The sequence below is a fragment of the Streptomyces sp. NPDC034099 genome (assembly GCF_055575415.1).
Map to the genome: position 1 here is coordinate 179,517 of NZ_JBVISR010000005.1, position 14,303 is coordinate 193,819.

Here is a 14,303-nt window from a genome sequence, read left to right on the forward strand (position 1 = left end):
AACGGACCAGACACGCATGCCGTCGTTCTACGTCTCCGACGCCATCCACCCCCAGGTGCTGGACATCCTGTACGAGATGGGCGAAGTCCACCTCGGCTACGGCCCCACTGCCACCCCCTACGCTGCCGTCCAGAGCAGCGTGGACGCGGTCATGCTGCGCGCCGAGCGGTTCACCGCCGAGAAGATCCAGGCATCCCCCCGCCTGAAGATCATCGCCCGGCACGGGGTAGGCACCGACAACGTCGACATCCCCGCCGCCACCCGGGCCGGTGTATGGGTATCCGTGACACCGGGCAGCAACGCCCGCTCCGTCGCCGAGCACGTCTTCGCCCTCGCCCTGGCCCTGGCCCGGCGCGTCCCGGCCGCCGCCACCGGCACAGCTGCCGGGCAGTGGGGATCGATCAAGCCGCACCTGACCGGGTTCGAGCTGCACGGCCGTACGCTGGGCCTGTTCGGTTTCGGCCGGATCGCCTCCCTGACCGCCGACATCGCACGCGGCTTCGGCATGCCCGTCCTCGTATCCGACCCCTACGTTGCACCGGAGTTCGTCCGGCAGCACGGAGCCGAGCTCGTTTCCTTCGACGAACTCATCGCCCAGTCAGACGTGTTGAGTCTGCACGCGCCGCTCACCGCGACGACCAAGCGGATCGTCGACGCCGATGCCATCGCCCGTATGCGTTCCGGCTCGGTACTCATCAACACCGCCCGTGGAGCCCTCGTCGACGAGTCAGCGGTGCTTCTGGCTCTGGAGTCCGGGCAGTTGGGCGGTGCCGCGCTCGACGTCCTCGAGGGTGAGTCGACCGACATGCACGATCCCCTGCCCCACAGCCCGGAGATCGCCGCACGCAACGGGCACCTCGACAACCTCATCGTGACCCCGCACATCGCCGGGCAGACCACCCAGTCCTTGCTCGCCGCCGGCACCCAGGCCCTGCACTGCATCCAGCAGGCCCTCGCCGGCGAGAGCCCGCAGCACGCCGTCAACAACCCCGCCGCCGCAGCCTGACCCTCCACCATCCGCGACCAGAATCGAGACTTCCGTTGTTCATCAACGCCTCCACCGACAACATCGACATCGCCGAGCAGTGGCAGCGCGCCGACCTCGACGAGGTGAAGAAGCTCGCCCAGTACCCGGTGGCCCTGATCGGTGACGTCCAGGCCCGCATGGGCATCATGGCATCCCCCATCCGCCCTGTGACGCCCTCCCCTCGCCTGGCGGGCACGGTGCTGCCCATCCACGCCAGGGAAGGCGACAACCTCGCCATCCACCGCGCCCTCGACGACGCCCGCCCCGGCGACGTCCTGGTCGTCAACGCCAACGCCGAGACCAACCGGGCCGTCTTCGGAGACCTGCTCGGCGAGATCTGCCTCGCCAAGGGCGTCACCGGGGTCGTCATCGACGGCGCCGTCCGCGACGTCGACGAACTCGCCGGCCAGGGCCTGGCCGTCTACGCCCGCGGCGTCTCCCCGGCCGGCCCGTGGAAGAACGGCCCCGGCCGCATCGGTTACCCGGTCGCCTGCGGAAACGTCGTCTGCAGCCCCGGCGACGCCATCATCGGCGACAACGACGGCATCATCGTCGTCCCCCGACACGCCCTGGCAGCCACCCTCGCACACACCCAGGCCCAGGAGCAGGCCGAGCAGAAGATGCGCGACGCCATCCACGCCGCCTGACCAGAGCGGCGCCGGCAGCCGAGTTCCCCCCTGTCCAGCAGGCTGACGGCTGAAGGAAGAACTCCACACCGTGGTTGGGCACGCGCCCGCCTTCACCGCACAGAGGTGGGCCGCAACACGCTGTGGACAGGGTTGGGGGGCGCGATTGAGGGCGCGCCCACCCAACCACTACCAGCGGGCTCGCAGGAGTGAGGCCCAAGCGCGCAGCTGCTCCAGCCGGTTGTGGTCCGTTCCTGCGATCAGCACGTCTGTTGAGAACCAGATTGCGGCGAGCCACCTCGCCTCACGTCACAGGTCCATCCAGGGAAAGGTCGAAAAAGTGAACAGAGGAATGCGCACGGGCTCCCTGCTCACAACGGGTGCTCTCACGTTGGCACTGCTCTCAGCCACAGGAGGGACGACTCCCGCCGCTGCCGATGCGGCACGGCCCTCGGCATCGGCAGCGGTGCATCTCGACGCAGCGACACGCAACGCGGCCGGAGACCAAACTCTGCTCGACACCTACCGGAAGTACTCCTGCTTCGAGGTCGAAGACCCGTCCATCCGTGACGAGTACCGCGCCGGAGCGGCCACCCGCGTCCCGCTGACCCGCATGCTCGACGACCTGTGGTACATCGGCGACCGCTACGTCGGGCAGTACATCCTCAAGACCGCCGACGGCGGCTTCGTGCTCATCGACTCGCTGAACAACAGCAGCGAGGTCACGCAGTACACGCTTCCTGCGCTGCGGGCCCTGGGGATGACAGCGCCAAGCCAGTTGAGGGCCGTGATCCTCTCCCACGGACACAGTGACCACGACGGGGGTGCCGCCCAACTGCGGGCCCGGTTCGGCGCGGACCTTCCGATCTACCTGGGCTCCGCCGACGCGACCGGCAAGACCTACGCTCCCACGCCCATCGACACCACCGGCACCAAGCCACAGACCATCACCGTCGGCGGGACCCGGATCGTGGCCCTGCCCGTGCCGGGGCACACCCCCGGCTCCTTGGTCTTGTTCATCCCCGCCCACCACAACGGGCATCGCGAGCGATTGCTGGTCAACGGCCGCGGAGGAATACCCGCAACCGCCGACGGCTCCCGGCAGTACCTGCAGGGGACCGAACGGGTCTACTGGGCGGCCAAGAAGCTCGGCGCAACGGGAACGATCCACACCCACCCGCTCTCCGATGTGTCGATGCGCAACATCGATTCCGTACAGGCGACCGGCACGCTCGACCCCGACTTCCTTCTCGGGACCGAGCGAACCCTGCGGGCGGCGGCGCTCTGGCGGGAGTGCGCTGCGGCGAAGGCAGCGGAGGCGGATCCCTCGGCAATGATTCCCGTCTGGCGCGTCACCACGGTCCATCTCCCCCAGCGGATACCGCTGACCAAGCAGCTCTCAGCGCGTGTGGAGAGCCCTTGGGGTCCTGTCGCCGGCCAGAGGGTCAAGTTCAGCATCCTAGGTTCGAAGGCTGGGTGCGTCGCCGTCACGGACCAGCGCGGTGAGGCCAGTTGCAAGTCCGCCGTCACGCACCGGCCGGGGCAGAAAATCACCACACAGTTCGACGGGAACACGTCCGCCGAGTACGTGAACCTTCCAAGCTCCGGCTCCACCCGCGTGGCCACGCGGGACTGAGCACGCCCCTCCACAGCATCGCCCCCGACACGGTGCCTTGAACAACGGACCGATACGCGGGCCTACTCCGCAGGAGTGTGGGCGCGGCGGGCATAGGTGAATCAGCGCGGGCACGGTCGCCGCGGCGGGTGGAGCACCACTGGCGGCGACCGTGCTTGAGCACGAAGCGGCCTCGCAGTCCGAGGTCCTCACCGGGCTGCTTCGTGAGACCACCGAGGAACTCGGACCCGACGGCTTCAGGGACGAGGCCCTGGTCCTATGGGATTCGTTGGTCGGCTCTCACGACGTCCTCGACCTCATCCAGAGCGGCCGCCGGCGCGTCTGCGGTGACGGACGAGCGGGCCCAGACCCGCACTGAGCAGGGTCCGCGGTCCGGTCGAAGGGCGGCCAGCGGCCGCTCGTCCATTCGGAGCCGCTCAAGCACGCCGAGCGCTCTTCGCTCAGCCCTCATCTCCGCCCTTGTCAGGGCGACTGGTCGGCCGGATAACCTCGGTGACATAGCGATCTGTGTTGTCGAAGTGGCGGCCCATCGCCGCGGCGGCAACGTCCGCGTCGCCGGCCGCAACCGTCTCGTAGATGCCTCGGTGCGTGAACACCACCGCGGGATCCCCGATCGTGCGGCGGGTGGTCTGCTGAACGGTCGAGGAACTGTCCGAAGGTGCCCTTGAGTCGTTTGCCGGACGCGAGCCAGCGCTGCATGCGCTGCGAGCGGTCCCGGATCGCTCCCGCACTGGGCAAGGATCGCCTCCTCGGCGACGGTGTTGTCGTAGTTGGCGACGGCGGCGGCAGAGAGCTGCCGCAGCGCATCTGGGTGGCGTACCGGGACTGGCGGTGTTCCGCCGTGTCCAGGGAGGGCACCGGTACCTTCGGCGCGGGCCTGTCCCGCTACCTGTTGGCTGAGCACACCGAGGTGTACGAGGGAGAACGCCCGCATGAGTCGGGCTTCCCGCTTCTCATTGACCCGCCGCCCCTTCTCGCGGAGCTCGGCGGTCACCCGCGGGGAGCCGTAGGCGCCGCCGGACAATCCATGGACCTCGCCGACCTCCTCGGCCAGGACCCGGCCCTTGTACTGCCGAGCGGTCCGGGCCTCGGCTCCGGCGAGCCACTTGTAGTAGCTGGACCGGTTCACGTTCGGAACTTGGCAGAGCCGCTTCACCTCGTAGGTGTCCCGGTGGTCGTCAACGAACTGAAAGCGGCTCATCACCAGTTCGTCTCCCCGGCGAAATACTAGGCCGCTTTGCGGATGATGTCCCGCTCGGTGGCGAATTTGCGCTCACTCGCCTCGAGTTCTGCCACCCGGACCTCCAGCTGCCGGACCCGCCAGTCCGGATCAGCGGACGATACCGCATCCTGAGGTTGGGCACCCGGCTTCACAGCCGCGGCGGTGACGCCACGGCATCCACGGTCCCGCAGCACCCATTCGCACAGGGCCGCCCGGTTGATGCCCAGGTCAGCAGCGATGCTCTTGTAGGTCGCCCCGGGTGTGTACTCGTACAGGGCCACGGCATCGGCCTTGAACTCGTCCGGGTAGTCCTTCATCGCGGTGGGGCCTCGGTCTATCACTGGCCCTGTCACAGACGCCCCTATAACGGAGGGTCGGTGGATACCGTCCTGATCAGGTTGAAGACCTCGCCGGCGGCATATCGTTTGAGGCGTCAGATCACCGTGGTACGAGGCACGTAGCTGGACCCGTGGTGATCGCACCGCAGTTCATCAGGGCCGGCAGGACGGCCGGACGCTGAGCAGTTCGGTCCGCAGCACGGGCGTGCCATCGACAGGCGCCGGGTCCTTAGTAGTTGGCTCGACTCCGCCAGCAGCGATCTTGTCGAGTGTCTTCAGGCCGGCGGCACCGACTGTGCCGAACACCGTGTAGTTCTGGCGCAGGGCGGAGTCGCCGTAGACGACGAAGAACTGCGAACCGTTCGTGTTCGGTCCGGCGTTGGCCATCGCCAGCAAACCGCGCCCGTAAAGGCGACGGGTACCGGTCGGATCGCTCGTGCCGACGGCAGGTCCACCGACACCTCGCCCTTGTACTCGTACCCCGGCCCGCCCTCGCCAGTGTCGGTCGGGTCGCCGCGGTCGCAGTCTAAAGTGCGGCCCGGCGGGCAAGCACCCGTCCGCAAGCCACATCTGCCTCCCAGCCTTCGGCCCACGACCGTAAGCCACTTCGTTCGAATGCGGCACGGCGTCGGCTGGCCGATCAGAGCGTCCACTCGGTGCACGACGGATGCCCCCGAACCCGGTCGAGCGGTCTCCCCAGTCCGCGCAGAGGCCCTCACCGAACGCTGCCGTGCGCATGAGGTGATCTCACCGGGGTGCCGCTGTCGGACTGACGGTGCCGCTGTCGTCATCTCGGGTCACTCCGGGGGAAGGCGTCGCCGGTCGGCCAGCGTTCCGGCAGGCCGAGAGCGGTGTGGACGGAGCGTATCGCGGGCTGGCGCTCGACCTGGATCCCAACCAGTTGCGCGGTTGCCCAGCTAGGAAAGATGGGGGCAGGAAGCGAGGCGGGATCCGGGCTCTGCCAGAGAACGGGAGTGTTTTTCGTCCAGGTCCAGGGTGCCGGGTTATTCACGACGAGCACGCCGCTGACACGGCTGTGGGAATGGTCGTAGGTGGCACTCCAATAGCCATCGGGCTTGCGGGTGAAAGTCGATCCGCTGTCGTAAACATACTGGACCGTACTCCCGTACAGCGCTCTCTCGATGTCCTCATCCTCGGGGAAGTCGGCTGCACGGCCTAGCGCCACTATGAATGGCAGGTCCAGGTCACCATACTTCCCGCCCTTGTGTGTGACGGCGTGGAGCACTCGCTCCGATCCGTCCTCGACCGCCCATGCCGAGGGGTAGACGCCGATTGTCCTGCTGGATGGATTGCCACGTTTGCCTGGGCTGCGGGGGATCGCTTGAAACGTGAGGCACCAGCCAGCCTCTTGCCAAGTGTGACTGGGAAGCGGCACCTTACGCTCATAGTCGGCGATGACCTGGTCGGGGTCCAAGCTTTCAAGCCATCGCGTCAGCCCGGACTTCAGTCGTCTCTGCGGCGGCGTTGCCGTACCGGCGCTGTGCAGTTCGCATGATACGAAGAAGTTCGGACTCGGCAAGCGATCGATGGCATCGCTCAACTGCGGTGGGAGCGAGTAAGACCCAGCGTCACGCTTCTGAGCTTTCCAGATCGCCTCGATGACGAACTGCGCGTTGCCGCGTGTAACCAGGAAGTCGGGCTTATAGCCACCCGTTCCCGTCTGCCGCTCAACCTCCACGCTGCAACCGGAACCTAGCAACATCTCGTGCAGGTACAACTCCCACAGCGCAGAGTAGACGTTCGTGTCGGAGTTTCGGTCCCGCAGCCGGCTGAGCAGGCCGGGTCGAGCCTGGTCCGGAAAGCGCGACCACCATTCGTTGATCACGTCCCGAACCTGGTCCCAGAACGGACCGGCGACCCTCTCGAAGAACTCGGCCTGTGGCTCGGCCGCCCGCTTCGGCGCCGCATCCGTCCGATTCCGGCTCGCGTATACACCCATGACAGACGATCGTAGGTCGCTCCGCAGGCCCTTCTCATTCCATGTCCACTGCGTCCCGACGACCACAGGGCTGAACCGAGTCAGCCGTTCTCACCCTTCCGGGCCCCTGTTGAAGTGCCGACCTGAGGAAGTGCCCACAGGCCGGTTTAGCCTCCAACGGAGGCACCGGCGCGAGATGCGCGACTGCTCGGACCAACACCGGCGGCCGCCATGCCGCCAACCGCATTGACCATCACCTCGCTGCCGACGCGCACGCGGCGCCGCCAGTACAAGCACCAATCCGTCTTGACCAACTGAACGACGACGTCACGCTGGAGCAAGCCGGCGGAGCCCCGTCATATCACGTCCCCATCTTCGCAGCACGCCAGTCGGAGCAAGCTGAAAGGTGTGCAGAAGCAAACAAGATGGCAAGGTTCGTCGCGGGAGCTCCGGGGTCACGTGCTACGCATCGACCGTACGACGCTTGTCGTCGCCGCGTCCTTGATTCGGGTGCTACGAGAGAGGACAACCGAGTGCGACGCGCCAACGCCAGACGCTGCGACCCACTGCTTCGCAAGCCCCCCGGCCGTCGACGCGCACAAGCGTCGTATCGACTTTGAACGCTTCATCAACAGGCTTGGTCTGTACGACCTTGAGCCCCGGGCGTCCTACAACCTTGACCATGAGCAAATCGACGGGGTTTTCGCCTATGCCACTGACCACAACGTCCTTGAGGCCAAGTGGTGGAAGGAGCCCATCGGCCGATCCATGCTGGACATTTTCAAGAGCAATATCGAGCGCAAGGGCAAGAACACGCTGGGCCTGTACATTCAGTATGAGTGGCTTCACGTCCGATGCCCTGGCAGTCTCCAGTGTCAGCCATCCTCTCCGGCACGGACTGAGCTCGCAGTCCAGCGTGGTTGGAAGTCTCGCGGACCTGGCGCACCACAGGTGCATCAGGTCGAGCGGGGAACAGCGGGGAACCACGGTGAAAGCTGTCGAACCCGATAGCTCGCGCTCCGTCATCACGGGGCCGGGTGTCGCGCGAAACCTTTCGCAGTCCTGGAACTTATGGTCCTCGGCAAGGATGACGGCCTCGATGAAGACCGGACCGATACGAACGTCGCCGGGGCCGCCGCCGGCTTTCGTCGGCTCCAACTCGACCGGGAGTCCGCGGCCGCTCCAAGGAGTGCAAGCCGAGCCTGCGTCTGGAGACGTCTCCGGCACCCACGGCGGCCGGGGATGTGCCTACGGAGGTAATGACGCGCTCTCGTCGATAGGCCCGCCGGAGCCCCACGGCCGGAACCGAACGTACGAGAGCGGACTCGTATGTGACCGGGCACATGGCCGGCGAGCGGCCGTGGCCGCTACATCGCGCGTCCGGCATGAAGGGTGAATGCTTCGTCGGCGCGACCGCGCCAGCGTTCGCGCTCGTCCCCCTTCCGTTGCGCGGCAAGGTTCCCGGAACGGCGTTCGCGCGAGCATGTGTTCGTTAAGGGCGAGCGGCAGGCCCGTGAGGCAGGAGTGGGCGTACGACAGATCCTGCGCTCTGGCCGTATCTGCCAGATCGGTTTATCTGGCCTCTGCAGACGTCGCCTCGCGTGACCTTCGCGGTCGCAAGGTCGATACTGCCCCTGTAGGACTCCCGTCGGGCTGTAGTCGACTTGCCACGAAGACCTGACGGTGCGTCACCGAAGTCAGCATTGAGTCAGCATCAGTACCGCCAGAACCCGCTCACGACCGCCACGGACCGCCAAGATCATGAACTGCCCGAACCAACTCTGACCAGCAAAAACACAGCTCACAAGCCCATCTGCTAACCTGCCTAGGAGATACCCTTGAGGATGCTCATCAACGTACCCGAGACCGTCGTCGCGGACGCGTTGCGCGGTATGGCCGCCGCCCATCCCGAGTTGGCCGTGGACGTCGAGAACAGGGTGATCGTGCGGCGGGACGCCCCGGTCTCCGGGCAGGTCGCCCTGGTGTCGGGAGGCGGTTCCGGGCACGAGCCGCTGCACGGCGGATTCGTGGGCACCGGGATGCTGTCGGCCGCCTGTCCGGGTGAGGTGTTCACCTCGCCGGTGCCGGACCAGATGGTGCGGGCCGCGGCGGCCGTGGACAGCGGGGCCGGGGTGCTGTTCGTCGTCAAGAACTACACCGGCGACGTGCTCAACTTCGACATGGCCGCCGAACTGGCCGAGGAGGAGGGCATCCGGGTCGCGAAGGTGCTGGTCAACGACGACGTGGCGGTGACGGACAGCCTCTACACCGCGGGCCGGCGCGGCACCGGGGCGACGCTGTTCGTCGAGAAGATCGCGGGGGCCGCGGCGCGGGAGGGCCGGCCGCTGGAGCAGGTGGAGGCGATCGCCCGCCGGGTCAACGACAGCTCCCGCAGTTTCGGGGTGGCGCTCAGCGCCGTCACCACGCCGGCCAAGGGCAGCCCCACCTTCGACCTCCCCGCCGGTGAGCTGGAACTGGGCATCGGCATCCACGGGGAGCCCGGCCGGGAGCGCCGCCCGATGATGACCTCGGGCGAGATCGCCGAGGCCGCCGTGGACGCGGTGCTGACCGACCTCGGCCCGCGCAACCCCGTCCTGGTCCTGGTCAACGGCATGGGCGCGACGCCGCTGCTGGAGCTGTACGGCTTCAACGCCGAGGTGCAGCGGGTGCTCGGCGAGCGCGGTGTGGCCGTCGCCCGCACCCTCGTCGGCAACTACGTCACCTCCCTCGACATGGCCGGCGCCTCGGTCACCCTGTGCGAGATCGACGAGGAGCTGCTCGGACTGTGGGACGCGCCGGTCAGCACCCCGGGTCTGCGATGGGGCATGTGACGGCGAGCCGGGAAGAATCGCCACGTACCTACCAGGCAAGGAGATCCTGTGCTCGACGCCGACTTCTTCCGCCGTTGGATGACGGCGGCCACCGCGCTGGTCGACCGCGAGGCGGAGCGGCTCACCGCCCTCGACTCACCCATCGGCGACGCCGACCACGGCAGCAATCTCCAGCGCGGGTTCACGGCCGTGGCCGCCACGCTGGAGAAGGAGGCGCCCGACACTCCCGGCGCCGTCCTGATCCTCGCCGGGCGGCAGCTCATCTCCACGGTCGGCGGCGCCTCGGGGCCCCTGTACGGGACGCTGCTGCGCCGTACCGGCAAGGCGCTCGGGGACTCCCCCGAGGTGAGCGCGGAACAGCTGGCCGACGCGTTGCGGGCGGGAGTGGACGCCGTCCGGACGCTCGGGGGCGCCGCCCCGGGGGACAAGACGATGGTGGACGCCCTGGTGCCCGCCGTGGACGCCCTGGGCGACTCCTTCGCGGCAGCCAGTACGGCCGCCGCGGACGGGGCCGGGGCGACCACGCCGATGCAGGCCCGCAAGGGCAGGGCGAGCTATCTGGGTGAGCGCAGCATCGGACACCAGGACCCGGGGGCGACCTCGGCCGCCCTGCTCTTCGAGGCGCTGAAGGAGACGGCCGGTGAGTGACGGGAAGCTGGTGGGCGTCGTGCTGGTGTCCCACAGCGCCGAGGTCGCCGCGTCGGTGGCGGAGCTGGCGAAGGCCCTGTCGGGCGGCGCCGGGGCCGTGGCCGTCGCCCCCGCGGGCGGTACCGCGTCCGGGGAGTTCGGGACCAGTTCGGAACTGGTCGCGGCCGCCGCCGCGTCCGTGGACCGGGGCGCGGGCGTCGCCGTCCTCACCGACCTCGGCAGTGCGGTGCTCACGGTGAAGGCGCTGCTCGCCGAGGGCGACGAACTCCCCGAGAACACCCGACTGGTGGACGCGCCCTTCGTGGAGGGCGCGGTGGCGGCGGTCGTCACGGCCTCGACGGGCGCCGACCTCGCGGCCGTGGAGGCGGCGGCCGCGGAGGCGTACTCCTACCGGAAGGTCTGATCGAAGGGTTCGGCCGGGAGGTCCGGGCGCGGGGCCCCGCCCGGTCCGCTCAGTCCCCGTCCACGAACCGCCGCGCCAGCCGCTCCCCCGCCTTCTCGGCCGCGGCCGTGTCCTCGATGGGCTCGACCTCGCTGCCCTTGAAGACGATGTACGTGACGTCGGAGGCCACGCCGCCGCCCTCGGGGTCCGCCGGGATGCCGAGGGAGCGTGCGGCGGCGTAGGAGGCTTCGCCGATCAGCTCGCTCGGGCCGACGTCGCCGACGACCGCGTACCGCACCCGGTCCCCGTGGACGAGGGCCGCGAGCGATCCGCCGCGGACGTCGTCCTCGCGGTGGTCCCAGGTGTCGCTGGGTCCGGGCACGACGACGTAGGGCAGGCGTTCGGCGTCCAGCGGGCGGCCGTCGGACTCCGTGAACGCGGTGGCGGGGCTGAACTGCGGGTCGGTGCGGGCGTTGCACCGGTCGCCGGGCCGGCCGTCGCAGTCGACGTCCAGGTCGGCCTTCCAGTACACGGCGTCCCGCGTGCCGCACACCGGGATGTCCGCCGGTGCTCCGGCGTCGCTGCGGTAGCGCCCGCGCGAGACGGGTGCGCAGTCCCGCACCTTGGCCAGCAGGTCGGCGGCGCGGACGGGTTCCCCGCTCCCGTCCCGCTGCGTTCGGGCCCCGGCCCGGGACTCCGCCCCGACCCGCGAGCGGGATTCGGACGGCCCGGCCGTGACGTGCGGAACGGGGCCCATTCGGACTCCGGACCGGTCCGCGCGCAGGCTCCCGGTCCGGTCCAGGACGCCGGGCAGCAGGATCCGCGCCGGCGGGTGGGGGCGCGGCGGGGGCGGAGCGTCGGGGAACGTCGTGGGGGCGAGCAGGGCGGCGCTGGCCGCGACCAGTGTCAGCGACTGGACACGCACGATGGGGCCTCTCCTCGGGGACATGGGCGGACACTCGGCCCCATGTGTCCCCGAAACGCTCGCGCGGCCACCTTTCACAGGGCCAGACGGTGCACGTCCGCCGCGCGCTCCGCGTCCCAGGGGTTGCGCGACCGGGGGCGGGCGGGCCGGGCCTGGTCCGGCTCCGGCCCACCCGGCCGCTCATGCCGGCGCGGGTCGGCGACGACAGCGGTCCACGCGCCGTCGGCCCGAACATCCCTGGGTTTCCCGGGAGTTCGGCCGTGAGGTGACTCAGCATACGTAACCCGTCCGGGTGCGGTTCACCCACGGCCCTCTTGATGTGATCGCGCCACGGCGTCATATTGGTCCGGACCTTTACAGCCGTCGCCGTCGAAGCCGGCGCCACCGGGGAGGCAGAGCCGTGCGCGAGGTTTCCGTTCCCGCTCTCCCGCACCGCTGCGCCCTGTTCTGCGGGGCGCTCCTCCTGCTCACGTCCTGCGGCTGGGGCTCGGCCGGGGACGGTGGCGGTGACGGCGGCGGTCTGCCCGCGGTGCCCACGGGCGTCACCGCGAAGGCCGGCAGCGCGACCACCGTGCACGTGATGTGGAACGCGGTCGAGGACGTCGAGACCTACGAGGTCTACCGCGGGGGCACGCTGGTGAAGGAGGTGCCCGCGGCCGAGCGGATGGTGGACGTCGTCCGGCTGCGCCCCTCGACGGCGTACGTCTTCACCGTGCGGGCGCGGGACGCCGACGGGAGGCCCGGTCCGCGCAGCCGGGAGGTGCGGGCGACCACGCCCGCCGCGGTGGCCGACGACTCCGCTCCGACCCGTCCGGGGGACGTCCACGGCCGGGCGGCGGGCAGCCGGGCGGTCCAGCTCACCTGGTCGGCCGCGAAGGACGACCAGGGTGTGGTGTCGTACGACGTCTACCAGGGCGGCACGAAGGTCCACAGCGTCGGTGGCCGTCAGACGGCGGCCGTGGTCACCGGACTGCGGGCGGACACCCGCTACTCGTTCACCGTGCGGGCGCGGGACGCCGCCGACAACGTCTCCCCCGCGGGCGCCGCCGTCCGGCTCACCACCCCGGGCACCGACGACGGACGCGCCACCGCGCCCACTCGGCTGCGCGCCGCCTCCCATCGGGCCGACGGGGCCTACTACCTCGACCTCTCCTGGGTCCCGCCGCACGCGGAGACGCCGGTGACCGAGTACCAGATCCACCTGGACGGCCGGGCGGCGACCTCGCTGGTCTACGGCGCCGACGCGCCGCGCGACCGCGCCGAGTACAGCTTCTACGCCGGGCGCGAGGCCGGGGTCACACACCGGGTGAAGGTCCGGGCGAGGCTGGCCGACGGAACCTGGGGCGGCTTCTCGGCGGAGCGGAGGGTGACCACGGGAGCGGGCCGGTGACCTGACGCCCGGTCGGCTCAGGTGTCCGGTGCGGTCCGGTCCGGCGGACGCGTCACCTGGCCGGTCGCGCTCGGCATGCGGGCCCGGCCAGCGCCCTGTTGGCTGCCAGAGGGGGCACGGGCGTTCCCGATCCCGGCGGCGCAAGGGATGTACCGCCGACCGTGCCGCCGGAGGGCAGTCCACATGCGCATCTCATCGCCACTTCTCCGCTCCGGTGCCACGGTGGCGGCCGCCGCCGCGCTGCCCGTCGCCCTGGCCGCCGCACCGGCTGCGGCGGGACCGGGGATCTCCGTGAGCACCACCGGGACCACGGTGTCGGTCACGACCACGGCCTGCGCCCAGCTGAACGGCAGTTGGGGCACCGCCTCGCTGCTCACCAGCAGCCAGCGGGACTTCGCCCAGGGGCGCCAGGTGGCGCTGTCCGGCAGCGGTTCGGGCCAGTCCGCTGCCTGGTCGGGAATCTCGCCGGGCACGTACACGGTGATCGTCATGTGCTCCAACAACAGCACCGCCGGCACCCAGACGGTCATCGTCTCCTCGGCCCCCTCCCCCAGGCCCTCGCCGAGCCGCTCCGCCACCCCCGCCCCGTCCGCGTCGCCGGGCGGCGTCATGGGCGGTCTGGGCGGAGCCGTCCAGGACTACGGCACGGCCACCCTGGTGGCGGGCGGCGCGCTGGTGGGGGCCGGTGTCATCGCCGCGGCCTGGTTCCTGCGCCGCCGGTCGAAGCCGTACCGGTTCTGAGCGGGGGCCCACGGGGCCCACGGGGCCGCCGGGCCCGGTCAGGCCGGTTCGTCGCCGGGCAGCTCGGCGAACTGGGCCAGGGCGTGCCTGAGCCACTGGGTCCAAAACGTCTCCAGGTCGATGCCGGCCCGCAGCACCAGGTGGCGCAGCCGGTCCTCGGTGCTGTCCCGGCCGGGCGGGAAGTCGCGCCGCTCGATCTCCTCGTACTCGGCCAACTGCCGCTCGTGCAGCTCCAGGTGGCGTCGCAGGTCCGCCTCGACGCCGTCGGTGCCGACCACGGCGGCGGCGCGCAGCCGCAGCAGCATCGTGTCCCGCAGGGGCTTGGGGTCCTGCGGGGTCGCGGTCCAGCGGGACAGTTCGGCGCGGCCCGCGGGCAGGACCTCGTAGGACTTCTTCTGCCCGCGGGCCGGCTGCCGGCCGGGCAGGGCCCGGATCAGGCCCTGCGCCTCCAGCTTTCCCAGCTCGCGATAGATCTGCTGGTGCGTCGCCGACCAGAAGTAGCCGATCGACCGGTCGAACCGGCGGGTCAGCTCCAGCCCCGAGGACGGCTTTTCGACCAGGGCGGTGAGGATCGCGTGCGGGAGTGACATGGCCTCAT

Annotated in this window: 16 protein-coding genes and 1 pseudogene; 9 read left to right on the forward strand and 8 right to left on the reverse strand. The window is 69.9% G+C overall.

The genetic code is table 11. The features are described 5' to 3' along the window. Window positions 1–16: 16 nt before the first annotated feature. From ACZ56V_RS16580 to ACZ56V_RS16595, 4 genes are all read left to right on the forward strand, one after another. Window positions 17–1,006, forward strand: coding sequence for a hydroxyacid dehydrogenase (locus ACZ56V_RS16580; protein WP_468942944.1), 990 nt, complete (start codon window positions 17–19; stop codon window positions 1,004–1,006). Window positions 1,007–1,041: 35 nt separating this feature from the next. Next, entirely contained in the window at window positions 1,042–1,674 is a 633-nt protein-coding gene (locus ACZ56V_RS16585) for an RraA family protein (protein WP_468942947.1), read from the forward strand. A gap of 319 nt (window positions 1,675–1,993) precedes the next feature. Further along, a complete protein-coding gene (locus tag ACZ56V_RS16590; protein WP_468942950.1) occupies window positions 1,994–3,289 on the forward strand; it encodes an MBL fold metallo-hydrolase in 1,296 nt (431 codons plus the stop codon). 151 nt (window positions 3,290–3,440) lie between these two features. Continuing rightward, entirely contained in the window at window positions 3,441–3,647 is a 207-nt protein-coding gene (locus ACZ56V_RS16595; RefSeq protein ID WP_468943517.1) for a hypothetical protein, read from the forward strand. 82 nt (window positions 3,648–3,729) lie between these two features. Here ACZ56V_RS16595 and ACZ56V_RS16600 read toward each other — a convergent pair whose 3' ends face one another. From ACZ56V_RS16600 to ACZ56V_RS16625, 6 genes and pseudogenes are all read right to left on the reverse strand, one after another. Beyond that, the gene (locus ACZ56V_RS16600) at window positions 3,730–3,888 is read right to left on the reverse strand and encodes a hypothetical protein (RefSeq protein ID WP_468943520.1); all 159 of its coding nucleotides are present in this window, start codon (window positions 3,886–3,888) and stop codon (window positions 3,730–3,732) included. Window positions 3,889–4,265: 377 nt separating this feature from the next. Further along, window positions 4,266–4,490 (reverse strand): annotated as a pseudogene (locus tag ACZ56V_RS16605) (IS3-like element ISRhosp5 family transposase); the annotation flags it as partial. 26 nt (window positions 4,491–4,516) lie between these two features. Beyond that, window positions 4,517–4,828: a transposase gene (locus ACZ56V_RS16610; protein WP_468942953.1), complete on the reverse strand. Its 312-nt coding sequence runs from the start codon at window positions 4,826–4,828 to the stop codon at window positions 4,517–4,519. Between the two features lie 174 nt (window positions 4,829–5,002). Next, the gene (locus ACZ56V_RS16615; RefSeq protein WP_468943494.1) at window positions 5,003–5,236 is read right to left on the reverse strand and encodes a peptidylprolyl isomerase; all 234 of its coding nucleotides are present in this window, start codon (window positions 5,234–5,236) and stop codon (window positions 5,003–5,005) included. A 400-nt stretch (window positions 5,237–5,636) separates the two neighbouring features. Then, window positions 5,637–6,809, reverse strand: a complete 1,173-nt coding sequence (locus ACZ56V_RS16620) for a hypothetical protein (RefSeq protein WP_468942955.1) — start codon at window positions 6,807–6,809, stop codon at window positions 5,637–5,639. A 492-nt stretch (window positions 6,810–7,301) separates the two neighbouring features. Continuing rightward, window positions 7,302–7,637, reverse strand: a complete 336-nt coding sequence (locus tag ACZ56V_RS16625) for a hypothetical protein (RefSeq protein ID WP_398911771.1) — start codon at window positions 7,635–7,637, stop codon at window positions 7,302–7,304. A 989-nt stretch (window positions 7,638–8,626) separates the two neighbouring features. On the opposite strand from ACZ56V_RS16625, the gene dhaK reads away from it, so the two are divergent. From dhaK to ACZ56V_RS16640, 3 genes are read left to right on the forward strand one after another with little or no spacing between them, the layout of a single operon-like run. After that, window positions 8,627–9,619: a dihydroxyacetone kinase subunit DhaK gene (dhaK, locus tag ACZ56V_RS16630; protein ID WP_398911772.1), complete on the forward strand. Its 993-nt coding sequence runs from the start codon at window positions 8,627–8,629 to the stop codon at window positions 9,617–9,619. Window positions 9,620–9,667: 48 nt separating this feature from the next. After that, a complete protein-coding gene (gene dhaL, locus ACZ56V_RS16635) occupies window positions 9,668–10,267 on the forward strand; it encodes a dihydroxyacetone kinase subunit DhaL (RefSeq protein ID WP_398911773.1) in 600 nt (199 codons plus the stop codon). Beyond that, a complete protein-coding gene (locus ACZ56V_RS16640; RefSeq protein WP_398911774.1) occupies window positions 10,260–10,670 on the forward strand; it encodes a PTS-dependent dihydroxyacetone kinase phosphotransferase subunit DhaM in 411 nt (136 codons plus the stop codon). Before dhaL ends, ACZ56V_RS16640 begins: the two co-directional genes overlap by 8 nt. A 49-nt stretch (window positions 10,671–10,719) precedes the next feature. On the opposite strand, the gene ACZ56V_RS16645 is transcribed toward ACZ56V_RS16640, so the two are convergent. After that, the gene (locus ACZ56V_RS16645) at window positions 10,720–11,574 is read right to left on the reverse strand and encodes a glycoside hydrolase family 75 protein (RefSeq protein WP_468942958.1); all 855 of its coding nucleotides are present in this window, start codon (window positions 11,572–11,574) and stop codon (window positions 10,720–10,722) included. A 400-nt stretch (window positions 11,575–11,974) separates the two neighbouring features. On the opposite strand from ACZ56V_RS16645, the gene ACZ56V_RS16650 reads away from it, so the two are divergent. Next, complete coding sequence (locus tag ACZ56V_RS16650) at window positions 11,975–12,964, forward strand: fibronectin type III domain-containing protein (RefSeq protein WP_468942961.1); 990 nt, start codon at window positions 11,975–11,977, stop codon at window positions 12,962–12,964. Between the two features lie 183 nt (window positions 12,965–13,147). Then, window positions 13,148–13,705: a hypothetical protein gene (locus ACZ56V_RS16655; RefSeq protein ID WP_356364520.1), complete on the forward strand. Its 558-nt coding sequence runs from the start codon at window positions 13,148–13,150 to the stop codon at window positions 13,703–13,705. A gap of 38 nt (window positions 13,706–13,743) precedes the next feature. Here the strand turns inward: ACZ56V_RS16655 and ACZ56V_RS16660 are convergent, their stop codons facing one another. Further along, window positions 13,744–14,295 (reverse strand): PadR family transcriptional regulator, encoded by a 552-nt coding sequence (locus ACZ56V_RS16660; protein WP_356364519.1) that lies wholly within the window; start codon window positions 14,293–14,295, stop codon window positions 13,744–13,746. Window positions 14,296–14,303 lie beyond the last annotated feature (8 nt).